General features: G+C 36.6%; 24 protein-coding genes and 1 riboswitch. Of the genes, 12 read left to right on the top strand and 12 right to left on the bottom strand.

Annotated elements, in window-relative coordinates:
* Window position 1: 1 nt before the first annotated feature.
* On the bottom strand, window positions 2–232 hold the full coding sequence (yidD, locus tag A9C19_RS04180; RefSeq protein WP_072578771.1) for a membrane protein insertion efficiency factor YidD: 231 nt from the start codon (window positions 230–232) through the stop codon (window positions 2–4).
* Between the two features lie 112 nt (window positions 233–344).
* Here yidD and A9C19_RS04185 point away from each other — a divergent pair, with 112 nt between their 5' ends.
* A complete protein-coding gene (locus A9C19_RS04185) occupies window positions 345–818 on the top strand; it encodes an S-ribosylhomocysteine lyase (protein WP_072578772.1) in 474 nt (157 codons plus the stop codon).
* A gap of 243 nt (window positions 819–1,061) precedes the next feature.
* On the opposite strand, the gene folE2 is transcribed toward A9C19_RS04185, so the two are convergent.
* Window positions 1,062–1,964, bottom strand: a complete 903-nt coding sequence (gene folE2, locus A9C19_RS04190; RefSeq protein WP_072578773.1) for a GTP cyclohydrolase FolE2 — start codon at window positions 1,962–1,964, stop codon at window positions 1,062–1,064.
* 415 nt (window positions 1,965–2,379) lie between these two features.
* Between folE2 and A9C19_RS04195 the strand changes: the two genes are divergently transcribed.
* Entirely contained in the window at window positions 2,380–3,381 is a 1,002-nt protein-coding gene (locus A9C19_RS04195; RefSeq protein WP_072578774.1) for a permease, read from the top strand.
* Between the two features lie 227 nt (window positions 3,382–3,608).
* Entirely contained in the window at window positions 3,609–4,565 is a 957-nt protein-coding gene (locus A9C19_RS04200; RefSeq protein ID WP_072578775.1) for a TIGR03943 family putative permease subunit, read from the top strand.
* Window positions 4,566–5,002: 437 nt separating this feature from the next.
* On the opposite strand, the gene ytzI is transcribed toward A9C19_RS04200, so the two are convergent.
* Window positions 5,003–5,164 carry a YtzI protein gene (gene ytzI / locus A9C19_RS04205; RefSeq protein WP_072578776.1) on the bottom strand — a complete coding sequence of 54 codons (162 nt, stop codon included), beginning with the start codon at window positions 5,162–5,164 and terminating at the stop codon, window positions 5,003–5,005.
* 175 nt (window positions 5,165–5,339) lie between these two features.
* Here ytzI and A9C19_RS04210 point away from each other — a divergent pair, with 175 nt between their 5' ends.
* The gene (locus A9C19_RS04210) at window positions 5,340–5,780 is read left to right on the top strand and encodes a Dps family protein (protein WP_072578777.1); all 441 of its coding nucleotides are present in this window, start codon (window positions 5,340–5,342) and stop codon (window positions 5,778–5,780) included.
* 149 nt (window positions 5,781–5,929) lie between these two features.
* Here A9C19_RS04210 and A9C19_RS04215 read toward each other — a convergent pair whose 3' ends face one another.
* On the bottom strand, window positions 5,930–6,145 hold the full coding sequence (locus tag A9C19_RS04215) for a hypothetical protein (RefSeq protein ID WP_072578778.1): 216 nt from the start codon (window positions 6,143–6,145) through the stop codon (window positions 5,930–5,932).
* Between the two features lie 156 nt (window positions 6,146–6,301).
* Here A9C19_RS04215 and A9C19_RS04220 point away from each other — a divergent pair, with 156 nt between their 5' ends.
* Together A9C19_RS04220 and ytkD are read left to right on the top strand one after the other, a co-directional pair.
* Window positions 6,302–6,631: a hydrolase gene (locus A9C19_RS04220; protein WP_072578779.1), complete on the top strand. Its 330-nt coding sequence runs from the start codon at window positions 6,302–6,304 to the stop codon at window positions 6,629–6,631.
* Between the two features lie 68 nt (window positions 6,632–6,699).
* On the top strand, window positions 6,700–7,182 hold the full coding sequence (gene ytkD / locus A9C19_RS04225) for an RNA deprotection pyrophosphohydrolase (RefSeq protein ID WP_072578780.1): 483 nt from the start codon (window positions 6,700–6,702) through the stop codon (window positions 7,180–7,182).
* A gap of 139 nt (window positions 7,183–7,321) precedes the next feature.
* Here the strand turns inward: ytkD and A9C19_RS04230 are convergent, their stop codons facing one another.
* The 3 genes from A9C19_RS04230 to A9C19_RS04240 are packed head-to-tail and all read right to left on the bottom strand — an operon-like array spanning window position 7,322 to window position 9,897.
* On the bottom strand, window positions 7,322–8,137 hold the full coding sequence (locus A9C19_RS04230; protein ID WP_072578781.1) for an ABC transporter permease: 816 nt from the start codon (window positions 8,135–8,137) through the stop codon (window positions 7,322–7,324).
* Window positions 8,124–8,894, bottom strand: coding sequence for an ABC transporter ATP-binding protein (locus tag A9C19_RS04235; RefSeq protein WP_072578782.1), 771 nt, complete (start codon window positions 8,892–8,894; stop codon window positions 8,124–8,126). Before A9C19_RS04235 ends, A9C19_RS04230 begins: the two co-directional genes overlap by 14 nt.
* A 13-nt stretch (window positions 8,895–8,907) precedes the next feature.
* On the bottom strand, window positions 8,908–9,897 hold the full coding sequence (locus A9C19_RS04240; protein WP_072578783.1) for an ABC transporter substrate-binding protein: 990 nt from the start codon (window positions 9,895–9,897) through the stop codon (window positions 8,908–8,910).
* A gap of 402 nt (window positions 9,898–10,299) precedes the next feature.
* Between A9C19_RS04240 and A9C19_RS04245 the strand changes: the two genes are divergently transcribed.
* The gene (locus A9C19_RS04245) at window positions 10,300–11,079 is read left to right on the top strand and encodes an alpha/beta hydrolase family protein (protein ID WP_072581735.1); all 780 of its coding nucleotides are present in this window, start codon (window positions 10,300–10,302) and stop codon (window positions 11,077–11,079) included.
* Between the two features lie 70 nt (window positions 11,080–11,149).
* Window positions 11,150–11,392, top strand: coding sequence for a DUF2584 domain-containing protein (locus tag A9C19_RS04250; protein WP_072578784.1), 243 nt, complete (start codon window positions 11,150–11,152; stop codon window positions 11,390–11,392).
* A gap of 212 nt (window positions 11,393–11,604) precedes the next feature.
* Here the strand turns inward: A9C19_RS04250 and pckA are convergent, their stop codons facing one another.
* Window positions 11,605–13,194: a phosphoenolpyruvate carboxykinase (ATP) gene (pckA, locus tag A9C19_RS04255; RefSeq protein ID WP_072581736.1), complete on the bottom strand. Its 1,590-nt coding sequence runs from the start codon at window positions 13,192–13,194 to the stop codon at window positions 11,605–11,607.
* A gap of 675 nt (window positions 13,195–13,869) precedes the next feature.
* Window positions 13,870–14,104: riboswitch (SAM riboswitch) on the top strand.
* A gap of 256 nt (window positions 14,105–14,360) precedes the next feature.
* Between pckA and metK the strand changes: the two genes are divergently transcribed.
* On the top strand, window positions 14,361–15,557 hold the full coding sequence (gene metK, locus A9C19_RS04260) for a methionine adenosyltransferase (protein WP_072578785.1): 1,197 nt from the start codon (window positions 14,361–14,363) through the stop codon (window positions 15,555–15,557).
* An 84-nt stretch (window positions 15,558–15,641) separates the two neighbouring features.
* Here the strand turns inward: metK and A9C19_RS04265 are convergent, their stop codons facing one another.
* The 4 genes from A9C19_RS04265 to A9C19_RS04280 form a co-directional block, all read right to left on the bottom strand.
* Window positions 15,642–15,956, bottom strand: coding sequence for a transposase (locus tag A9C19_RS04265; RefSeq protein ID WP_072578786.1), 315 nt, complete (start codon window positions 15,954–15,956; stop codon window positions 15,642–15,644).
* 284 nt (window positions 15,957–16,240) lie between these two features.
* Window positions 16,241–17,671 (bottom strand): sensor histidine kinase, encoded by a 1,431-nt coding sequence (locus A9C19_RS04270; protein ID WP_083584276.1) that lies wholly within the window; start codon window positions 17,669–17,671, stop codon window positions 16,241–16,243.
* On the bottom strand, window positions 17,658–18,344 hold the full coding sequence (locus A9C19_RS04275) for a response regulator transcription factor (RefSeq protein WP_072578787.1): 687 nt from the start codon (window positions 18,342–18,344) through the stop codon (window positions 17,658–17,660). The genes A9C19_RS04270 and A9C19_RS04275 overlap by 14 nt, the downstream gene beginning before the upstream one ends.
* A complete protein-coding gene (locus tag A9C19_RS04280) occupies window positions 18,344–19,300 on the bottom strand; it encodes a YncE family protein (protein ID WP_072578788.1) in 957 nt (318 codons plus the stop codon). Before A9C19_RS04280 ends, A9C19_RS04275 begins: the two co-directional genes overlap by 1 nt.
* Before the next feature lie 668 nt (window positions 19,301–19,968).
* Here A9C19_RS04280 and A9C19_RS04285 point away from each other — a divergent pair.
* The 3 genes from A9C19_RS04285 to A9C19_RS04295 all read left to right on the top strand — a co-directional run bounded on the left by A9C19_RS04285 (window position 19,969) and on the right by A9C19_RS04295 (window position 22,607).
* Window positions 19,969–20,730: a FixH family protein gene (locus A9C19_RS04285; RefSeq protein WP_072578789.1), complete on the top strand. Its 762-nt coding sequence runs from the start codon at window positions 19,969–19,971 to the stop codon at window positions 20,728–20,730.
* Window positions 20,731–21,000: 270 nt separating this feature from the next.
* Entirely contained in the window at window positions 21,001–21,921 is a 921-nt protein-coding gene (locus A9C19_RS04290) for a hypothetical protein (protein ID WP_072578790.1), read from the top strand.
* A gap of 26 nt (window positions 21,922–21,947) precedes the next feature.
* Entirely contained in the window at window positions 21,948–22,607 is a 660-nt protein-coding gene (locus A9C19_RS04295) for a DUF4129 domain-containing protein (RefSeq protein ID WP_072578791.1), read from the top strand.
* The last annotated feature ends 1 nt before the right edge of the window (window position 22,608 follow it).

Consider the following 22,608-nt stretch of genomic DNA (forward strand, 5'->3'; position numbering starts at 1 on the left):
ATTAATTGTTTTTTTTGATTTTTTCTGGAACTGGATCAAATCCACCTGGATGAAAAGGGTGACATTTTAAGATCCGAATGATTGTTAAGTAAGCCCCTTTAAAAAATCCAAAGCGTCGAAATGCCTCTAATCCATAATGTGAACAAGTTGGATAGAACCTACAGGATGGTGGAGTTAAGGGGGAAATGAATTTTTGATAAAACTTAATCAATGCGATGAATAGATGTTTCAACCTTATAACCTTCTTTTCATTTTATTTTGGATCTTGGTTCATTCATGTAGTCTTATCATACTAAAACTACATATGATATGGCTAATGATAACTTTTTTAGGGAGAGGATAATATGCCTTCAGTTGAAAGTTTTGAATTAGATCATCACGCAGTGAAAGCCCCGTATGTTCGTCATTGTGGTGTACATAAGGTGGGGAGTGATGGAGAGGTAAATAAATTTGATATTCGCTTTTGTCAGCCAAATAAACAAGCGATGAAGCCTGATACGATTCATACATTAGAACATTTATTGGCATTTACTATCCGAGAGCATGTTGAGAAATATGAACATTTTGATATTATTGATATTTCTCCCATGGGTTGTCAAACAGGATATTACTTAGTTGTGAGTGGAGCACCTGAAGTATCGGAAATTATTGATTTAATGGAGGATACTCTCAAAGCGGCTATCGATATTACCGAAATTCCAGCAGCAAATGAAACACAGTGTGGTCAAGCAAAGCTTCATGACCTCGAAGGTGCGAAACGTATGATGCGCTATTGGTTAAATCAAGATAAAGAAGAGCTCTCTAAAGTCTTCGGATAAGTGATGTAAAGAGAATAAGAGAATTAGAGTATAAACGTTCCGTGTAGACTAAAGGATCTGGTCCCAGAGAAGGGGTTGGATCCTTTTTTTGTATAAACATTAGATGAAACAAAAGAGGCTGGGACAAAACAAAGAGCCAGGCACCCTCCGATACAATCTATTGTGTGCACTAGATAAATCAGTGCGTACATATAATCGTTACGATAAGGTGCCAGGCACTTCTGTCCCAGCCTCTAATAAAGATTATTTTCTATAGCTTAAGCTTGCGATTGCGTCATGAAGATGAATAGATTCTTCATTACGACATTTCACAGTGAACGCCTGAACGAAATCAAGTTCATATAAATCTGCTGCTACAAGTCTAACCATGTCTTCAACAAAGCGAGGATTTTCATACGCAGTTTCTGTTACCATTTTTTCATCAGGACGTTTTAGGACTGGATGAATCATAGCACTAGCGTTTGTTTCTGCTGCTTCTAAAAGAGCTGCTTTCCAGTCAACCTGCTCCTGATAATCTTCTGAAAGTTCTACTTCCATTGTAATAAAGCCTCGTTGGTTATGTGCACTATATTCACTTATTTCCTTGGAGCAAGGACAAAGCGTTGTGACTGCACATGTGAGCGAAGCGGTTGTTCTAAATCCTGCTTCTTCATCGTATGTGACTGAGATGGAAGCCTCAGCATGATTCAATCCGACTAGTTCAGAGCTTGGTCCTTTTCTTTCATAGAACCAAGGGAATGTAAGTTCAATACTCGCATCCTTTTGTTTTAAGCGCGCTGCTAATTCTTTCGTAAAATCATATAGATTTTGCGTTGAGATGACAAAGCCGCCATCCTGACGATACTTTTCAAGCTGCTCTGTAAAGCGGCTCATATTTGTTCCTTTTGCATCATGTGAAATTTTGCTCGTCATTTTAAATGTAGCAATCGTTGTTTGTTGTGCTGGGTTTAAACTAGATTCGATTATTACTGGATGTTTAACATTGCTTATCCCCACTGCATCTATTGTGAAAAGAAAATCTTTTTTTGAGTTTTGCAAATCTGGCATCTTATCTTTTTCAGTAGGTTTAAGTTTTACACCAGGTTCTACTGATCCAAAGAGTCGATGACGTTCTTTTTTTGGTGGCAAGTTAATCTTTTTTGACATGTTGATCCCCTCTCTACTTACTCGATATTGAGAGTATACTTTAATTTAATAGAAAACATCAACGAATAAATCTCTAGAATGTGGAGAATTGGAAAGAAGATACTAAAATATTGGCGATTTTTTGTACAGAGGTCTTTTAGAGGCGGTCTCATAAAGCTAGTAAACGTTAAATGAGTCATAAATCATGAGGTAATCTAGTACTATATTATGGAATGATGTTGAATGTCCGAAAGTCTTTACTAATTATTAATAGGAAAAATAGACGTTGTATTTAAGGGTGATTTCCATTAGTATTTTTCTTGCTTGATTAGATTTCGAATAATTCTTAGATCTTACATGGTGAAATAAATGACGAAACCGTGAAAAATAATTAGTTAACAAAGGAGAGTAACAATCCAAAGGAGGTTACGTAAATATGAGTAGAGTTATCAAACCCTTTTTTAGGGAAATAGTTGGTTTAGGGCTACTTGGATTATTCTTTTATTTATTTTTTTTAGTAGATTTACAAGAAAAATCTATTGAACTACCAACTCAGCTATTAACTGTGAATACGATGTTTTTAAGTATTTTATTAGAAGCGATTCCGTTTATTATATTAGGGGTATTTGTATCTGCCTTAATTCAGACATTTGTATCGGAAGAATTTGTGCAAAGGGTCCTACCAAAGAATGCGTATGTTGCTCTATTACCAGCTGCTTTGTTAGGAGCAATCCTACCTATATGTGAGTGTGCAATTGTTCCAATTGTAAGGAGATTGATTAAAAAAGGAATGCCACTACATGTTGGGGTTGTCTTTTTGGTAGGGGCACCCATACTAAATCCTGTTGTATTTGCCTCGACGTACTATGCTTTTGGATCTCAGTCCGTTATAACCTACTCAAGGATGGGATTTGCGTTTGTCCTTTCAATTCTCATTGGTCTTATTGTTTATCTTATCTTTAAACAATCCGAGCAATTAAAATGGAATAAAGATGACCTTATGAATAGTAGAGAAAACAATGATAACGAAAGAGTGGGAAAATGGAAGGCAACCTTGTTTCATGCGAGTGACGAGTTTTTTGAAATGGGAAAATTCCTCATCCTTGGGGCTTTAATTGCTAGTCTGTTCCAAACATTTCTTGATAGAACCTTATTAACCGAAATAGGTTCAAATGAATTTTTAGCGCCTGCCGTTATGATGGGATTTGGGTATATATTGTCGCTGTGCTCAGAAGCGGATGCGTTTGTTGCTGCTTCATTTGGACAAACCTTTACAACGGGTTCACTGCTAGCCTTTTTAGTTTATGGACCGATGCTAGATTTAAAAAACACAATCATGCTTTTCGCCTTTTTTAAATCGAGATTTGTCCTTGTCTTTATGATCATTGTCACGGTGGTTGTTTATATAAGTATTCTTCTCTTCCAAGGGATGTTGTAATCGAGTAATGGTCAAGTGGCAATCGAAAGCTTACAATCTATAAATTAGGCTGTTTTTGTAAACTTTGATGCTTTAACTCATAGGAAGAAAACAGCCTGTATAAAGACTAGTGGCATCTTCTCTTCTTATAATAGAACTTTTTTACAATTAATACTTTGTTACTAATTCATTTTTAGGTTAGCAACAATCTTTCAGAAAAGAGCCATTCATTAAAAGGAGGTTGTATCATGGAGGACCAGCTAAATAAAACGAAATTCCATATTTATATAAGGGGAATTATTTTAATAGGTTTTACTTTACTTATGGTTAAGTTAGTCATTACAGGAAAGCTAGACCATTTCATTGCGCCTAAAATGGTTCCTTTCATCTATTTTTCAATTATTGTTTTTTTATTTTTAGGTGTTATGCAAATTTGGAGAAGTGGGTCGAAAAAGATTGCGGAGATTTACTGTGATTGTGGAGGAGATCACGGAGAATCAGCATCATTCATCCGCTCGTTTTTTGTCTACTCTCTTTTTATTCTTCCAATTATTACGGGGTTTTTATTTCCGGACTTCGTATTAGATAGTGCGGTTGCCGCAAAAAGAGGATTCAAACCAGCTGCAGCAGAGAAAGTGAAAGAGAATGAAGATATAAGCAAGGCTGAAGCTTATTTGAATGACCCAGAAGCATATATGAATGAGTTAGATGAATCGACTGGAGACCAAATTGCTCAATCAGAAAATGCTCCAGATATTCCTTTAGAACATCCAGAAGGGTTTGAAATCCAGGCGCCACCGGAGGAATTTTATTCACAGCTAGAAAGCGAAATGTTAAGTATGGATACCATCGAATTTACAGATGAAAACTATATTGCCATGACGACAATTCTTGATCGAAGTCCTGAGAAATTTAAAGGGAAAAAAGTCGAAATGACTGGTTTTGTTTTTAGAGAAGCTGATTTTACTGAGGAGCAATTTGTGCTAGCTCGTTTTGGTTTATCTTGCTGTGTTGCGGATGCATCTGTTTTTGGAACTCTAGCCTCACTAGAAGATGCCAAGAGCTATGGGGATGATCAATGGGTAAAAATTCAAGGGACTGTAACGGTTGTGAAGTATCAAGAATGGGTCTTGCCTAATATTGAAGTGACAAAGATAGAACGAGTAGAAGTTCCTGATTCTCCATACGTGTACGAGGAATATTAGGAAGGAAACAAACGATTATCGTATGACACGTTGTTCCTTCTTAATATGTTGTGGTGGAAGAACAAGTGCGTTCCATTCCGCTGCATCCACTTGCTTTCCGCGGGGGTAATGTACTGCTTTTCCCTAGGGAGGAAGCTTTATCCTCCTCGGCTACGCCTGTGGGGTTCCACCCTTTCCTCTACCTCCCGCCGGAGTCAAGTGTCTTTTCGCTCCATTACACTAGCGAGTAACAATCGGATGCATAAACAGTACATGTAGTGACAAAGAATAAAACCCGAACGATATAGGAGATTTTCATTGAAAAATCACCTGATCGTTCGGGTTTCTTATTAACTAAAAACACTTATGTCCTAGCCTCTATTTTCATAGTATAAAAAATTATGTACGTACCTTCAGGCTTAAACGGCTTTTGGTTGTCACTAGCATTAATAGTCTATTCATGTATGATCCTTATTGGTTTCCTTCTCAGATGACGATTCAGGATCTTTTTTTATAGGATCGACAGTATGTTTATATTGATAGGCTTTGCTTGTTGTCATGACACTTAATAATAAAACAATAAGAACAATGATGATTGATATAATAAGTACAATTTTCAATCTTTACCCTCCTACCTTTACTATTCTCCTATTCATTTTACCATGAAGGAATTTCACATCTCTATCTAACACGAAAAAACAAGATGTTTTTCATTCATCTATCTGATAAAAACCCCTGTTTTGTAGAATACTATTTAGGGTAAATAATAAATAGAAGATAAAGGAGGAATTCATCATGTCAGAAAAATTAATTGCCACAGTTAATAAGCAGGTTGCGAATTGGACGGTTTTATATGTGAAATTACATAACTATCATTGGTTTGTAAAAGGGGAGAACTTCTTTACGCTTCATGAGAAATTTGAGGAATTTTATAATGAAGCAGGTGTTCATATTGATGAACTAGCAGAACGATTATTAGCTCTTGAAGGGAAGCCCGTTGCAACAATGCGCGAATGCTTAGAGCTTACTTCTATTAAAGAGGCGGATGGTAATGAATCGGCTGAACAAATGGTGAAAAGTATTTATAACGACTATAGCCTATTGGTAGATGAACTAAAAGAAGGAATGGACCTTGCTGCAGAAGTCGGTGATGAAACAACAGGAGATATGTTGCTAGCGATTCATCAAGGCTTAGAAAAACATAATTGGATGTTAAAATCATTTTTAGGAAAATAATTTTTCTTAGAAAATAAAGCGTGAATTCTTCTGGTGAATTCACGCTTTATTTAGTTGGAAACATATTTTCCCTATCATTTTAAGTGCTAAAGCGACAAAGGAACGGTCTAGATAAATAGAGTTTTTTGTGCAATTTCTTGATAAGAGCTTTACTCGAACTCCTTTTGAGCTATTTTTTCTGTCACCTTATTTGTTAAAAAAGGAGTAACGATAGCTTGTAATTCTTCTGGTGATAATTCCTTTAACCATTCAACAAGCTCTTGTTTATTTGTATTTTGTACAATCGAATGAACATAAGCGAAAACATCCTCTTCATCTGCTCGAAAGCGACTCGCATCATCCATGAGTAAATTGGTAAGCTCCACAGTGTTTCCTCCTAACCACAATCATCTCGCTTAGTTTCTTTAGCCATTATTAATATCATTCTTAGCCAAACAATTTATGCGAAAAGTTCAAGTTGCGAATAAACAACGAAGGGCAAGCGAACGATAAGAATGGATTATTGAAAAGGAGATGTTCGTATGGAGGATAAAAAAACGTATTATATCTCTATGGGCAGTGGTGAAATCTCGCAATTAAGTACTGTGTCTTCTTGGAATTACAAAATTGAAGCAACGGAAGAGGAAATTATCCAGCTGAGAGAATACTTTGATCAAGTTTATTCATCAGATGTTCAAGGCTTTCTTCGTTCGCATACTCCTTATGTTCAGTATCATTACGACCGAGAAAATGATGCAATTGATGATACAAATATAAAGATCTACAGAATGATTTATGAATTAGGTGACGAAGAAGCAAAAAATCATATTCAAACTCATCAATTAATGTCCAAAATTGCAGAACAAGAATAAACCTTATACAGAGATTACACATTGTGATAAGATTTGAATAGAGATGGAAAAAAATTGAGGGATTGAATATGTATCAGTTTATAGATTTTTATCACAATGAAGTAACCTTATCATTTGAGGATCATCCTTTTTCAAAAGAACCGAAGCATGTGTGGGTTGTTTGCAGATATAAGGATGAGTGGCTATTAACAAAGCATTCTGACAGAGGGCTGGAGTTCCCTGGAGGAAAAGTGGAAAAAAATGAAACGGCTATAGACGCAGCCGTTAGAGAAGTGAAGGAAGAAACAGGTGGCATTGTCAAAGATATTACTTATCTCGGGCAGTATCAAGTCAAAGGGAAAGAAAAAGTTATTGTAAAGAATATTTATTTTGCTTTTATTGATTCCTTAGAAAAGCAGGATGGCTATTTTGAAACATTCGGACCAGTTCTTAAAAAAACGATTCCTGATAATGTCAAACTAAATCAACAGTACAGTTTTATTATGAAGGACGATGTTTTAACCTGGAGTTTACGTACTATATGTGACAAGTGGGGAATTGAGCTAAACTAATGTACTAAACGAGGCTGGGACAAAACAAAGAGCCAGGCACCCTCCGATACAACCTATTGTGTGCACTAGATAAATCAGTGCGTACATATAGTCGTTACGATAAGGTGCCAGGCACTTCTGTCCCAGCCTCTTCGTTTATTCAGCTTTTCTTCTCATTCTTTATAAGCTTTCTTTCGATCAACTCGACTCCTTGATACATTAAGGTAGCAAAAAATGCGATGATCAGTAAGCTGAGTAATACGAGTGAGAAATTAAACACTTGGAAGCCATATATAATCATATAGCCTAACCCTTTAGCTGAAACAAGAAACTCTCCCACAATTACTCCAACCCATGACAATCCAACATTTACTTTTAATGTTGAGACAATTGTGGGGTAGCAAGCAGGTAATATAGCTTCTTTGAATATTTGTTGTTTAGGAGCACCAAAGGTTTTAAGAACTTTTATATAATTTGAATCTACTTCCTCAAAAGAAGTATAAACAACAATGGTTGTAATGATCACAGAAATTATTGTACCCATTGCGATAATTGAAACAAAACCTGGTCCAAGAGCTACGATTAAGATTGGTCCAAGTGCAACCTTAGGCATAGCATTTAAGATCACGAGATATGGATCAAGAATGTTAGATAGCTTTGGGGACCACCATAGGATACCAGCAAGAATGGTGCCTAATAATGTTCCTAATAGAAAGCCTAGAACGGTTTCAAACAATGTAACACCTATATGAGAGAGTAAAGTTCCATCAGATAATTTGGTTAAAAATAGTTCCCATATCTTAGAGGGATAACTAAAGAGTAAGGGGTCAATCCATTCTCGTTGACCGGCAATTTCCCATAAACCAATGAAGCAAATGAAAATGAGCACTTGATAGAAACGAACCCACCTTTTCTCTCTTTTTAAACCAGACAAATATTGGTGATGAAGGAGATGAATCGATTCATGTTGTTTCATGTTGATCTAACTCCTTCCATATTTTTTGGAATAAAGGGGTGTAAGCTGGGTGCTGTCTTGCCTGGAAAGGAGGCAACTCTCTTATTTCAGCGGGAATGTCATATGTTCTAACCATTCGGCCTGGATTAGCTTGAAAGATGAAAATGCGGTCGCTCATAGCGATAGCTTCACCAATATCATGAGTGACGAGCAAGGCTGTTTTGTTATATTCTTTCAGTGTTTCTACTACTAAATCTTCTAATTTCAACTTCGTCTGGTAATCTAGTGCTGAAAAGGGTTCGTCAAGAAGTAAGATTTTAGGATTTGTCGCAAGAGTCCGAACTAAAGCTGCTCTTTGGCGCATTCCACCAGATAATTGGGAGGGATAGAGTTTTTCAACCTGGGTTAACCCCATTTCGTTCAGTAGTTCTAACGTTTTTTTTACCGTCTCAGGAGTCTTTTGACCTGTAATCTTTAGTCCTAGCGTGACATTCTCATCAATAGTCTTCCAAGGGAAAAGATAGTCTTGTTGGAGCATATAGCCAATCATTGGATCTGGTTTAGTAATAGGTTTATTTCCGATTATGACGCTTCCCTCTATAGGTTGGATTAACCCAGCGATGATAGATAAGAGTGTTGTTTTTCCACAACCACTTGGACCGAGAAACGAGACAAATTCTCCTTCTGTCACTTTTAGACTTACATCCTCCAGTGCGACCGTCGCTGAATCCTTCGTGAGATAAATGTGATGTACATTTTTAACTGTTAAAAATGACATGATTTTTGCCTCCTTACTTTTTCATCACGTCTTTTGCATATGTTGTGTTTACTAATGTGTCGTAATCAATCCGTGTAGGTAACTCACCAGCTTCATCCATAATGTTCTGAAGATTATTCCATTCTTCTTCTTCCAAAATAGGATCTGTTGAAAATGAACCTTGCTCTTTATAACGTGCGACAACTGTTTCAATTAACTCAATTTCTGTATCTTCAAATTGAGGGGCGATAGACTGAGCAATTTTTGAAACCTCATTTTCTTCAACCCATTGCTGAGCTTTATAAATAGCGGCAGTGAATTTTTTCGCAGCCTCATCATTTTCTTTTAGGAAGCTTTCTTTAGCCATAAAGGTTGTATACGGTACATGGCCAGATTCTGTTCCGAAGGACGCCACGATGTAACCCGTTCCTTCTTTTTCAAAAATACTTGCTGTTGGTTCAAATAGCTGAACATAATCACCATTACCTGAAGCAAAGGCACTAGGGATATTGGCAAAATCAATGTTTTGAATGAGCTCTAAATCATTCGTTGGATCAATTCCATTTTGTTTTAAAACAAATTCTCCGACCATTTGTGGCATGCCACCTTTTCTTTGGCCTAAAAAGGTTCTTCCTTCAAGCTGATCCCATTCAAAGTTATCCATTTTCTCTCTACTGACGAGAAATGTTCCATCTGTTTGTGTTAATTGTGCAAAGTTGATGACTGGATCTTTAGACCCCTGTGCTTCCACATAGATTGATGTTTCAGAGCCTACAAGTGCAATGTCAGCCCCATCTGATAAGAGTGCCGTCATTGTTTTATCCCCACCCCATGTTGTGGTTAATTCAACATCAAGTCCTTCTTCTTTAAAAAAGCCTTCTTCCATGGCAACATATAAGGGAGCGTAAAAAATCGAATGAGTGACTTCCGCTAATTTTAAGTTTTGTATCTTATTCTGGTTACAAGCAGATAACGATAATAAAATAAGGAACGATGTGCAGACTAAAATAAACCATTTTTTCATACCATTTACCTCCTGATGCTCTGCATCGTTTTTTTGTTTGATTTAGTGAAAATTTAGTGAATCAACGAAATATAAGGGGGAGTTTTAGTTGTTGTAAAAATATAGAAATTCATATATTCTTCCTCAATGTATGAAATTACTAAGAATCTATATGGGATATATTATGAGTTTTTTAGAAAATGTGTGAATGCCTAAGCCTAAAAATTGACCAGGTTTCGCTTGGGTGGGCGTTTAGTGATGTAAGTAGAATTTTTTACTTAGTGCATTGATTCTTTCAACGTAGGTAAAAATTTCCGTAGTTTCTATTCGTTTTATGCTTGTCACCGGAAAGGCGGGCATTTAGCGTTTATCTTATCTTATAAGGGTATAATAAAGAAAATGTATGGAGAGAGAGTGTTGAAGATGAACGGTCAACTTATTAGTAAAACGATCTTCCCATCGCCAAATCCTAAGGTGCGATTGTGGATTGTGACATATAGTTCGAATGGTTTGAAAATTAAGGGGCTTTTGGCAGAACCGGTCGAGACAGGTATGTATGACGGGTTTCTTTATTTAAGAGGTGGAATAAAAAGCGTAGGCATGGTCAGGGTAGGGAGAATCACTCAATTTGCCTCAGAGGGTTTTGTTGTCATGGCACCCTTCTATCGCGGAAATCAAGGTGGAGAAGGTAATGAAGACTTTGCAGGGGAAGACCGACAGGATGCCATCTCAGCTAAGGAAATCTTAAAAAATCATCCGCAGGTACATGCTGGTCGGATCCATGTATTTGGCTTTTCTAGAGGCGGAGTGATGGCGTTATTAACAGGGGTTCATTGTAAAGAAGTAAAATCGATTGTCACATGGGGTGGTGTGTCAGATATGTTTCTAACCTATGTGGAGAGAGAAGATTTGCGTAGAATGATGAAGAGGGTGATAGGGGGAAGTCCTACTAAATTTCCAGATCGTTATGTGTGGCGAACACCTTTATATCACCTAGAACAAGTGCAGGCACCTGTACTGATTATTCATGGTGTAAAGGACAAGAATGTGTCAGTGGAACATGCCTATCGACTTGAAAAGAGGTTAAACGAACTAAATAAACCTGTTGAAAGTTGGTATTTCCATGATTATACACACTATTTCCCGCCTGCTATAAACAGAGAGACGTTGCATCGACTTTGTTCATGGATGAAAAAACAATAATCTATTTTTCTAAAAGTGGACAAAATGGTATGATGAAGATAAATATATGTTACTTTAAGGAGGTTTTCTTATGGGAATGCCTGTTGAATTTAATACAATTATTGTTACGAAGGCGAAAGAGCAACGTATTGCGGAAAATACATTTGAATTATTAAAAGATGGATATCGTATTTATCCGATTGATATTCCTGTTGAAGTTAGAAAGACAAAAACAGGAGAGGTTACTGGGGAAGCGGTTGTTGAGAAGCTCCAGTTAACAGAAAATCAAACAATTATTACATATAAACTAATTCAGTTAAATTCAACAAACTGATTGGTGAGAACAAATCATTTTCACAAGAAATAGCCCCTCGAAAACAGTTCCCTTGTTTTTTGAGGGGTTACTTTTTGGTTTAGGAAATGATAAAATGCATCGTTTGTGGATAAGTGCTTCGACTTCCAGCTTCAGCAGTCTGACTTTTTGAAGGGAAAGAGCAGGTGCTTAACCACGAAGTTAAATTTTTATGACATCATACCTGTATAAAGTTAAGATTGAAGAGGTCCACCTAATTTTGCAATAGTAGGGGAGACGTCGCTGAATTTACTAAAATTATTTTTAAATTGGGTAGCTAATTCCTTAGCTTTTCCTAAGTAATCTTCATATGAAGCCCATGTTTGGTTTGGCTGAAGAACATCATCTGGAACTCCAGGGACATGAATTGGAATGTTCAACCCAAATACTTCATCTTGAATTGTTTCGATGTTATCAAGATCTCCTTCAACGGCAGCCTGAACCATCGCTCGTGTATATTTCAGTTTCATTCGTTTGCCTGTGCCATACTCTCCTCCGGTCCATCCTGTATTCACAAGAAAAACCTGTACCTCATGCTCATCAATTTTTTGCCCTAGCATACTTGCATAAATAGTAGCAGGTAATGGAAGGAAGGGTGAACCAAAACAGGTTGAGAACGTTGCCTCAGGAGCTGTCACACCTCTTTCAGTTCCAGCTAGTTTACTTGTATAGCCACTTAGAAAGTGATACATGGCTTGCTCTCTTGTTAGTTTACTAATCGGAGGAAGAACTCCAAAAGCGTCTGCAGTTAAAAAGACAATGGTTTGGGGGTGCCCTGCAATGCTTGGAATAATTACCTTGTCTATTGCTGACAGAGAATAGGCAGCACGAGTATTTTCTGTATAAAAGGAATCATTATAGTCTGCTTCTCTCGTATCTTGATCTACTACTACGTTCTCTAATACTGATCCATAGCGGATAGCATGATAGATTTGAGGTTCCTTATCTTTTGACAGGTTGATGCATTTTGCATAGCATCCGCCTTCTATATTGAAAATGCCAGAAGTAGACCACCCATGCTCATCATCTCCAATTAAACGACGATTAGGGTCAGCGGATAATGTTGTTTTTCCAGTGCCAGATAACCCGAAAAATAAAGCAACATCTCCTTCAAATCCAACATTCGCTGAACAATGCATAGGTAAGATATTATTCTCTGGTAAGAGTAAGTTCATTACGGAGAATACAGACTTCTTCATCTCACCAGCGTATTCGGTACCACCAATTAAAATTGTTCGTTTTTCGAAGGAGATAATAATAAAGGTTTCAGAATTGGTTCCATCAACCTTCGGGTCTGCTTTAAAAGTAGGTGCTGAAATAATGGTGAACGGTTTTTCTGAGGAAGCTGTATCATCTTTCGTCCTGTTTATAAAAAGCTGCCCTGCAAATAAATTATGCCAAGCAAACTCATTAATGACCTTTAATGGAAGCTGGAATCGTTCATCTGCACCAGCAAATCCATCGAATATAAAGAACTCATCTCGTGATTTGAGATAGGAAATAACTTTGTTATATAGTAGATCGAAAGCTTCCTCTGAAATTGGTTGGTTTACAGTTCCCCAATTTATCTTTTTCTCCATTGAACGTTCTTTTACAATGAATTTGTCTCGAGGTGATCGACCGGTATAAGCACCTGTAGTAGCCCGAATTGCACCTGTAGAAGTTAAGATTCCTTCGTTGCGCTCAAGTACTTTTTCGACTAGCTGAGAAACGGATAAATTATGTTTTGCATTTGCTCCAGTAATTAAAATCTCGAGCTCATTTATTGTTTCTGCTAAATTCATCCCCATTACCTGCCTTTTTAATTTTATGGTACTCACTTCTCTTTTTCTCTGTGATTAACATCTGGAAATCCATCATACCCTACCCATTCATCCTATAATGGGAAAATGTTCATCTACTCCCAATTAGTATAACACATTAAGTTTAATAAAACATACTCATAATACAGTGTTCAGACAAGTTTTTCTTTTTGAACAGGGGGAGTAGTGCTTTTAGATCTATAGGATTTAGATACCTTTTAATTTTCGTAAACTTGTTGCTATTATTCAAGAGTCTGGTCTGGTTGAATCCTGCATAGGGAATTTCCTCCAGTCACATGAGTCTTTGTGGTGCTTACTTATTTCGACATTTTGGAGAGGTACACTCTTTTTGCAATCTGAAAGCCTTGAAGCGCTAAGTATTTAATTTTAATGCATTCGAACAAGTCACACTATCCATACTCGAACATATACTTTAAAGAAACTATAAAATTAATTTACTAATAAGGGAATAATAGAGCGCGGTAGTCAATTGCTCGGTGAAAGTCCGGCCTAAAGAAATTTTCATATATTAAGGGTAATCGGTCATACTAGGTAAAGAGGAAATTACCATGTTCATACCCATAGAACTTTTTTGAATCTGTCGATTTTTGTTGACACAGTAATCTTAGTGCGCTATGATATGTCCTTGAACGGATTCTCTTATCCCGAGCTGGTGGAGGGACAGGCCCTATGAAACCCAGCAACCTGCTGTCAAAGGAAAGCGAAGGGATGCGTACTAATGATATAGGAATAATTCTTGGCTTTTTGCCTTTGGAAGGTGCTTATGCATCATTCTAATTAGCTCCCTATGTTAACTAGCGTATTCCAAGCAACTATTTCCGACGCAAAGGTGCTAACCTGAAGCAAGGTGAAATTCCTTGATCGATAAGAGCGAAAGGCGATGACGATTATAAACCTTTCCTCTAGTGGGAAAGGTTTTTTTGATAACAGAAAACAAGTACTTCTTCGAGTTTTACCAGAACAAGCATGTGGTAAAGTACATAATTACTTCTGTTTTAGAAAGCATGCCAACGTGATTCTTTAAAGATAGTGTTCAGCTTTGTATGGCCTATATCATTAGGTAAACATTACTTAGGGAAGAGTTCCGGATCAAAACATGATTATGATTTATGAGGAGGAAGCTTTAAATGACTAAAAAACGTCTTTTTACTTCAGAGTCTGTAACTGAAGGCCACCCAGATAAAATTTGTGACCAAATTTCAGATTCTATTTTAGATGCAATTATTTCGAAAGACCCTAATGCACGTGTAGCTTGCGAGACATCTGTAACAACTGGATTAGTATTGGTTGCAGGAGAAATTACAACGAGTACGTATGTTGATATCCCTAAAATTGTGCGTGAAACAATTAAAGATATTGGGTATACTCGTGCTAAATATGGTTTTGATGCAGAAACTTGCGCAGTTCTAACTTCTATTGATGAGCAATCTGCAGATATCGCACTAGGTGTTGACCAAGCTTTAGAAGCTCGTGAAGGACAAATGTCAGATGAGGAAATTGATGCAATCGGTGCAGGTGACCAAGGTCTAATGTTCGGATTTGCTTGTAATGAAACAAAAGAGTTAATGCCTCTTCCTATTTCATTAGCTCATAAGCTTTCTCGTCGTTTAACTGAAGTACGTAAAGAGGAAATTCTTCCTTACCTACGTCCGGATGGTAAAACTCAAGTAACGGTTGAGTATGATGAAAATAACAAACCAGTTCGTATTGATACGATCGTGATCTCTACACAACACCATCCTGAAATTACGTTAGAGCAAATTCAACGTAATTTAAAAGAGCATGTTATTAATCCTGTTGTACCTACAGAATTAATTGATGAAAACACAAAATATTTTATCAATCCAACTGGTCGTTTTGTAATCGGTGGACCTCAAGGGGATGCTGGTTTAACTGGTCGTAAAATTATCGTTGACACATATGGCGGATATGCTCGTCATGGTGGTGGAGCATTCTCAGGTAAGGATGCAACGAAAGTTGACCGTTCTGCTGCATATGCTGCGCGATATGTAGCGAAAAACATTGTAGCTGCTGGACTTGCTGACAAATGTGAAGTTCAATTAGCATATGCAATTGGTGTAGCACAGCCAGTGTCTATTTCAATTGATACATTTGGAACTGGAAAAGTTTCTGAAGATGTTTTAGTTGATGTAGTACGTAATAACTTTGATCTTCGCCCAGCAGGAATTATTAAAATGCTTGACCTACGTCGTCCTATTTACAAGCAAACGGCTGCTTATGGACACTTTGGACGTAATGATCTAGATCTTCCATGGGAAAGAACAGACAAAGCGGATGCGTTAAGCAAAGAAGCTTTACAATAAGGTGATCTAATAGTGTGTGAACAAGTAAGAATACGCGTTTCTTACTTGTTAGATATAAAAAAGAGGGGGTGACTCAAAAGGTTGTTAAATAACGACCTTTTGAGCACCCTTTCTTTCTGAAGTAATCGGTATTTCTTTCAGCTTTTCTTCTAGCCCCGCGGAAGGGGCGGACTTTTCCTCTTCTTGAAGGATTTGCTCAATTTGTAAAGCTAGTTGACGATATTGGTCATCTAAACTTTTTTCGTATTTTTCTGTCGCTTTTCTCCAAATAAATATATATTGATTTGCATTTGCTTCTATCTTAGTCCCATCAACAAAATAGTGCTCCAGCTTTACCAATCCTTTTTCACGTAGTAACTCTACAATTGAAAAGAAGACTTGATAGATAATGTCTTTCATACGGTCAGATCGAAACCGATTGATCGTTCGAAAATCAGGAGTTTGACTATCCGATTTTTTTGTTGTTTAATTATTCTTTAAAAAAGACTGTTTTCGTAGGGGTTTTACTTCTATGAATACAATTTTAGATCGATAGTGCAATGGAACGTCCCGGTTTTTACGTTAACTCAATTAAAAAGATAAAAGTATGAAAAGAGGCTAACCCAAGGTCTAAAATCTAGACTTTTGGGTCAGCCTCCATTTTTATAAGGCTCTTTCTTAAACGTTGTAGCTAATAAATATCATCATCTTTCTTCTTCATTGTAAAGGGGGAAAAACAAGCTGAATTTTGTGCCTTCACCTACTTCACTTTCTACCTCAAGTGTGCCACCGTGTAAATGAACAAGTTGTTTGACGATAGCTAAGCCTAGCCCTGTTCCACCTTCTTTTCGATTTCGGGCTTTGTCGCTTCGGAAAAACCGTTGTCCAATTTGCTCTGTATCAACTTTTGTCATTCCTATACCATTATCGGCTATAGAAAAGTGAATTTTCTCTTTTTCTTCACGTAAAGTAAGAGTGATTTTTCCTTGAGAATTTGTATAGCGTATAGCATTTTCTATTAAGTTATAGACAATTTGTTGGAGTCGATCTTCGTTTCCATTAATAATGATCTCGTCATCTAAACTGACTGTAATCTGCAGCTCTTTTTCTTTGATCCGATAATTAAAACGTTCGAGTGTATCGAGAATTAACTGGGAAAAAACGATTGGCATCTTTACCAACTGATAATGAGTGCTCTCAAGCTGAGCCAAATCTAACAAATCATTTACTAAACGTTTCATTCGTTCTGATTCTTGTTGAATGAGTACTAAATATTTTTTTGCTTCGTCCTCTGTTTCATAAAGCCCTTCTTGTAATACCTCGCTATAGCCCTTTACATAGCTTAATGGCGTTCGTAATTCATGGGCAACATTTGCAAGGAATTCTTTCTTTCGTATGTCTGTTTCATGAAGGGCCTTACTCATATAATTAAAGGTTTCGGCTAGTTTCCCAATTTCATCTTGTGACTGAACAGGAATGACTTTAGAGAATTGACCCTTCGCAAGGTCGTTAGCATATTGTTTCATTTCATGAATGGGCTGTAAGAATGAATGACTCATTCGATTTACAATGAAAAAAGTGAGAAGGAAAAAAACTACGCCTACTGCGATTAACAATGGAGTTGACTGGTTAAATACTTCTGTAATGGGAGAAAGAGGTAAATATAAGTATAAAATCCCACTCAAACTTTTGTTATCAAGCAATGGAATGACAACACCCATGATTTTTCTGTCAAATCTTTCTTCGTACCCCACTTTTATAAGGTGTTCCCCAGTTAAAAGCTGTCTTCTTTCCTGCTCTGTAATTAATGCTTGGTGATTAATTTCAAAGGGTAAACATGCACTTAGTTCTCTAGGATTATCAATAAATAATACTTCTGATTCACTTATCGAATTGTACCAGCTAATATAAGAGGGGTAATCTTCTGTTGGAATCTGCTCAACCGAATAATAATGCGAGAGCTTTTGTCCCTCAGACACTAAGGATTCTTCAACATCCTTTACATAGAGATCTCGATATAAATAATGAATAAATAAAAAGGAAAATAAGATCGTGACACAAAGAATACATGCAAATAACAAGCGAACTTTTGATTTTAATGATAAAGAATGAATCGTTTTCTTATATAATCTCAAATTTGTAGCCAACCCCCCAGACAGTTTGAATGAGGCTTGAAGAGTTCATTAATTTAATACGAAGCGTCTTAATATGGGTATCTACTGTCCGTTCACTACCTAAATAATCAACGCCCCAAATCTTTTGTAAAAGATGTTCTCTAGAAAAGACTTGATCTCGATGCATGGCTAAAAAGTAGAGAAGCTCATATTCCTTTAAAGTGAGTGTAAGTGCTTGCCCATCGCAGGATACTTTTCTTGCTTTTAAATTAAAGTGAAGGGGCCCAATTACTTTAGTGTCATCTTCCAGGCTTATTGAAGGTTCTTGAGATACTCTCCTTAGAACGGCTGCCACTCTTGCTAATAATTCACCTGGACTAAATGGTTTAACAACATAATCATCTGCTCCAAGCTTCAGCCCGTAAATCCGATCTGTCTCATCACTACGGGCAGTTAAAAAGATAATGGGTATATTCTTTTTGCTGTGAATCTCTTTAGCTACAGTAAAACCATCCTTTATTGGCATCATGACGTCTAATAAAATGAGATGTGGTGTTTGATTTTCCAGTAGTGTACGTGCGGTGTCTCCATCAGCTGCTTCCATAACGGAATATCCATCTTTTTGTAAATAAAGCCGAATGAGCTGTCTCATATCTTGTTCATCGTCTACGACTAAAATTGTTTTGTTTTCCATTAATTTTCTCCTTCTCGGTTAAGCAAGTGTAAAGGTCCGTCTCCGACAGGAATGGTCTTCACCTGTTCAAAGGTAAGTAAGTCAATCACGTTTACTTCATTCGCATCATAGCTGCTAATATATAGGAAGTGATCAGAGAGCACCATTGAAAACGGGTTTGCTCCCACATCTAAGGACCGTATTTCCTTGTATGTACTCAATTCAAATTCTCTAAGAGTGTTTGATCCATGACTTAATACATAAATTGAATCTTGATAAACCGCAAAATCTACTGGCATAATAGGTGCAGGAATCTTTGCTAGCTGCTGCCTTTGTGATAAGTCATACACATAGACTTCTTCTTGAATATGTTCTCCTGTTCCATGTCCACCGAGCCATAGTTCATTATTTTGTACAAGACCACCAGATGCACCTTTAATAGCTTGAAAGGAATCGATTAGCTCTATATCTTTTTTTGAAAGTACAGTTATGCTAGGGTGATCAAGATAACTGACATATAGGTAATCCTTCTGTTCGAAAAGGAAATAAGGTGTATACTCTAAAGAGACTTCCTTTACTAAGTCACCGTGTTTATTAACCATCTGAACTTTTTTCTCATCCTGATTTGCAAAGTAAACCATATTGTTAGAGACTAGGGCTGTTTCAATGCCTGTCCCAAGATTCCATTTTGTAGATTTTCCAGTAGAAAGTTCATAAAGATAGCTTTCATCCGCCTCTTTATTTAATAAAAGTAACTGATCGTCAGAAATGAATAGACCATTTTTAAAAGGGTGTGGAATGTCCCACGTGACTATTTCTTGAGTGTCATTTTCAATAAAGGTAATGGTCTGATCATATATGTTTAAGCTTGCGATAAGTGATTGATTCTTAGGTATGGGTGTTAAGTTTGTTTGTGAACAGGCACTTACTACTAGAATCAAAAGGATAAGTTGGAATGTTCGTTTTGTTCGTTTCATTGTTACCTCTTTTCACTTTTTTTTGGCTATTTTCCAGTCTGGTTGAATTTCGTTCCAGTTGCTCGCTTTTTTGCGGGGTGGCGTTGATCCTCCCTCAGCGTAAACGGCTGTGGAGTCTCATCTGTCCCACTCCTTCCGCAGGAGTCTCGCACTTTTGCTCCATTCAACCTTAAGCAGTTTTCGTTCAAAGAACCTACTTAACGGCAACTATCTCTTAGAAAAGATATGGAATAGACTTTCTTGTCGTATAGTAAACTTTGTTTTTAGAGTGGTAACTAAAACATTCGAGATTTTGGGAAGGTACACCTTTTTTTATAACGTGAAAGCCTTGTGACCATTGGACTGAGATTTATGAAATTGACTCAACTAGCAACAAAGTGTAAGAAGAGCTTTTCTTAAAGAGTTCTTTCCTATTGTAACAAAGTTTATTATAATCATGACTTGTGAATAATGAATGAAGTATCTAAAAATAAGGAGATTTCTTCACAAAAAACACACAATTTTACGTTACGATTTTAGTCAAAAGGAATGTAATATGTCTTTATTATAGAAAGTTGTAAATTGTTTTTAACAAGTAGCTAATGAATGAAAATGACAGGTGATGACCATGTTCGATAGCTCCTTTTTAAAACATTCGGCTCACAAAAAAGATTGGAGGACAAAGGGGAATGAAGATGAAAGTATTATTGACCATAGCAATAACCGGAATGCTGCTCCTTACTGGTTGTCAAAATAAGGATGAAGAAACGAATTCACATAGTGTGCATGAAGATTCCTCAGATGTTGTGAAAACCCCTAAGGTAGAAATTATTGGTAGTGAACATGTGGATCCAAATAAAGAGGCTACTATTGGAGCAAATGTATATTATGGTGAAGATTTAGTCGATGATGCTGAAGTTACCTTTGAGATAACTGATCCTGCTGGTGCATCTGAGAAGATAGAAGCAGCTCTCATAGAAAATGGGTATTATGAAGTAACCTATACGTTTATTGAGAATGGTATATATGAAGTTATTGCCCATACAAACGTCAAAAGTTATCATACTATGCCTAAAATGACTGTTCAAGTTGGGGAAGGTCATAGTGAAAAAGGTGAAGTAGAAAGAGAAAGCGGTCATGAACACCATCATCGTTCAATTGAAGTGATAACAGATGACCTCACAGGCTTCATTTTTAATAAAGAGCAGCAATTAACCACTACCATACTTGAGAATGATCAGCCATTTCCTCATGCAAAGGTTAGATTTGAGATATGGGCTAATGGAGAAGAAAAACACGAATTCATTGATGCAAATGAAGGAGAAGAAGAAGGAACATACCAATCACTATACACATTTAGAAAAACAGGAGAATATAACATAACGGTACATGTGGAGAAAGAAGAAATTCATGAGCATGTTGAACTTCATGTAGATGTAAAAGAGGAATAGCATGAAGAGTTTATACATAATTATAGTTTTAGAAGAAGGAGTTTATGAGCTTCTTCTTCTTTTTTTTGTTTAGTAGTCTATCGTTTTATTGTTTGTTGAATTGAGATACCCTTGATAGATACCCTTGATTTACCTATAGGCTAGAAAACATGCTGTTGTAGAGATAATGATTCAATTCTACTTACTTTTACAAAAAATTTACTCAAAATCTACCAATAAATGATAAAATAATCATTATTGACAAAATTACACATTAATGGAGGTTTTCTTATGAATAACCAATTTAACACACCTAAAGGCTTTGGTCAGATTTTAGATCATACGTTCCGCTTAAGTAAGAATCGTTTTTCCGATTTCTTCTTGATTTTACTGATCCTCATTGGGCCAATTTATGTGATTCAAGCTGTTATTCAATTACTATCAGGTGTTAATTTTTTTCGTGAAACAGGTGTAGGTACAAGCTGGATCGAACAAATTGTAAGTTCTTTCGACCAAACATATGGAAATGAATATGAGACAACCAATTTTGGAGCTGATATCGCATTAATTGTTTCAGGTCTCTTTACTGCGATTTTTCTTCCAGTTGCACAAGCCGCTATATTAATTGCAGTTAATGCCATTCGTAATGAAGAGGAATTTACCGTTGGTACGACTATAAAAAAAGCCTTCTCAAGATTTTGGCCAATAATTGGAAGTGGTATTTTGTTTGGACTCATTTCCTTTTTCCTAATTGTTGTTCCAGCTGTCTTAATTAGTATTGTAGGATTCTCGACGGGGGTGGAAAATCCTATTCTAGGCATTTTCCTTGCGATTCTTTTAATAGTCGGAGTAGGAATCGGAGTTGTTTATTTATTAACAAGATGGAGCTTTTATTTTGGATCTGTCGTCCTAAAGGAGGGGTCTCCTGGTTTTTCTAGAAGCTGGCGATTAACGACTAAAAGAACATGGTCTCTTATTGGACTCTTTATTATTTTCTTCCTAATATCAAATAGTATTTCAAGTGCTGTGGAAATATCGTTTGCTTTAGTTTTAGGTAATAGTGTGTTATTAGGCTTATTAACAAATACCGTTGCTTTATTTACAACTTTATTCTTTGCAGTAGGCTATGCCGTTATGTATCTTGATCTTAAGGTGAGGAATGAAGCGACAGATTTAAAGGATTTAGTTCAAGAATATGAAAATAACGCATAAGAAATAGATTTATAGGAGAGAACTGAATGCTTACTGAAGATAAGGCAAGAGAAGAACTCCAAAAAATACTGGATGATAGAGAGTATAAAATCTATGAAAAAGAACCGGGCTTTCTAGAAAAGTGGTGGAGATCCGTTGAAGAATGGCTTGCAGAACGATTAGAGGACCTTTTTCCTTCAATTGAACCAACTCCAGGTATAGCCGGGAAAACATTGATGATAGTGATTATTGCAATAATCGTTATCCTTTTAATCAGTCTAATCTGGACATTTATAAAAAATAATAAAAGAAAAGAACGATTACGTAAGACAAAGCCACTTCAATCAAATGAAGAATGGAATTGGACGTATCAAAAACATTTAGATGAAGCAAGTAAACAAGAAGCAAAACATGCATACGACTTAGCGTCACGTCATCTTTTCCTTGCTTTACTTTTATATAGTCATGAAAAAGAATGGCTAAAAGCGAGAATCTGGAAGACGAACTGGGAGTATTACGATGAGTTAATAAAAGTAAATAAAGAGTGGGCTGGACAGTTTTTTACGCTTGCTCAACATTTTGATTCTGTTACCTATGGGGAACATCCTGTTACGGCGGAAGAATATGAGGAATATAAAAAAATCGTAATGAAATGGTTTCAACAAGAACTGGATAATCAAGTAGTACCAGAAACGAACGGACTTTAAA

Origin of the sequence: Bacillus weihaiensis, assembly GCF_001889165.1 — a bacterium.
In the GTDB taxonomy this organism is placed as follows: domain Bacteria; phylum Bacillota; class Bacilli; order Bacillales; family Bacillaceae; genus Metabacillus; species Metabacillus weihaiensis.

Excerpts from the sequence above, each read along its gene's own strand:
- A9C19_RS04185 (WP_072578772.1), top strand. The coding sequence starts at position 345 with ATGCCTTCAGTTGAAAGTTTTGAATTAGATCATCACGCAGTGAAAGCC.
- folE2 (WP_072578773.1), bottom strand. The coding sequence starts at position 1,964 with ATGTCAAAAAAGATTAACTTGCCACCAAAAAAAGAACGTCATCGACTC.
- A9C19_RS04195 (WP_072578774.1), top strand. The coding sequence starts at position 2,380 with ATGAGTAGAGTTATCAAACCCTTTTTTAGGGAAATAGTTGGTTTAGGG.
- A9C19_RS04200 (WP_072578775.1), top strand. The coding sequence starts at position 3,609 with ATGGAGGACCAGCTAAATAAAACGAAATTCCATATTTATATAAGGGGA.
- A9C19_RS04210 (WP_072578777.1), top strand. The coding sequence starts at position 5,340 with ATGTCAGAAAAATTAATTGCCACAGTTAATAAGCAGGTTGCGAATTGG.
- A9C19_RS04220 (WP_072578779.1), top strand. The coding sequence starts at position 6,302 with ATGGAGGATAAAAAAACGTATTATATCTCTATGGGCAGTGGTGAAATC.
- ytkD (WP_072578780.1), top strand. The coding sequence starts at position 6,700 with ATGTATCAGTTTATAGATTTTTATCACAATGAAGTAACCTTATCATTT.
- A9C19_RS04230 (WP_072578781.1), bottom strand. The coding sequence starts at position 8,137 with ATGAAACAACATGAATCGATTCATCTCCTTCATCACCAATATTTGTCT.
- A9C19_RS04235 (WP_072578782.1), bottom strand. The coding sequence starts at position 8,894 with ATGTCATTTTTAACAGTTAAAAATGTACATCACATTTATCTCACGAAG.
- A9C19_RS04240 (WP_072578783.1), bottom strand. The coding sequence starts at position 9,897 with ATGAAAAAATGGTTTATTTTAGTCTGCACATCGTTCCTTATTTTATTA.
- A9C19_RS04245 (WP_072581735.1), top strand. The coding sequence starts at position 10,300 with ATGAACGGTCAACTTATTAGTAAAACGATCTTCCCATCGCCAAATCCT.
- A9C19_RS04250 (WP_072578784.1), top strand. The coding sequence starts at position 11,150 with ATGGGAATGCCTGTTGAATTTAATACAATTATTGTTACGAAGGCGAAA.
- pckA (WP_072581736.1), bottom strand. The coding sequence starts at position 13,194 with ATGAATTTAGCAGAAACAATAAATGAGCTCGAGATTTTAATTACTGGA.
- metK (WP_072578785.1), top strand. The coding sequence starts at position 14,361 with ATGACTAAAAAACGTCTTTTTACTTCAGAGTCTGTAACTGAAGGCCAC.
- A9C19_RS04265 (WP_072578786.1), bottom strand. The coding sequence starts at position 15,956 with ATGAAAGACATTATCTATCAAGTCTTCTTTTCAATTGTAGAGTTACTA.
- A9C19_RS04275 (WP_072578787.1), bottom strand. The coding sequence starts at position 18,344 with ATGGAAAACAAAACAATTTTAGTCGTAGACGATGAACAAGATATGAGA.
- A9C19_RS04280 (WP_072578788.1), bottom strand. The coding sequence starts at position 19,300 with ATGAAACGAACAAAACGAACATTCCAACTTATCCTTTTGATTCTAGTA.
- A9C19_RS04285 (WP_072578789.1), top strand. The coding sequence starts at position 19,969 with ATGAAGATGAAAGTATTATTGACCATAGCAATAACCGGAATGCTGCTC.
- A9C19_RS04290 (WP_072578790.1), top strand. The coding sequence starts at position 21,001 with ATGAATAACCAATTTAACACACCTAAAGGCTTTGGTCAGATTTTAGAT.
- A9C19_RS04295 (WP_072578791.1), top strand. The coding sequence starts at position 21,948 with ATGCTTACTGAAGATAAGGCAAGAGAAGAACTCCAAAAAATACTGGAT.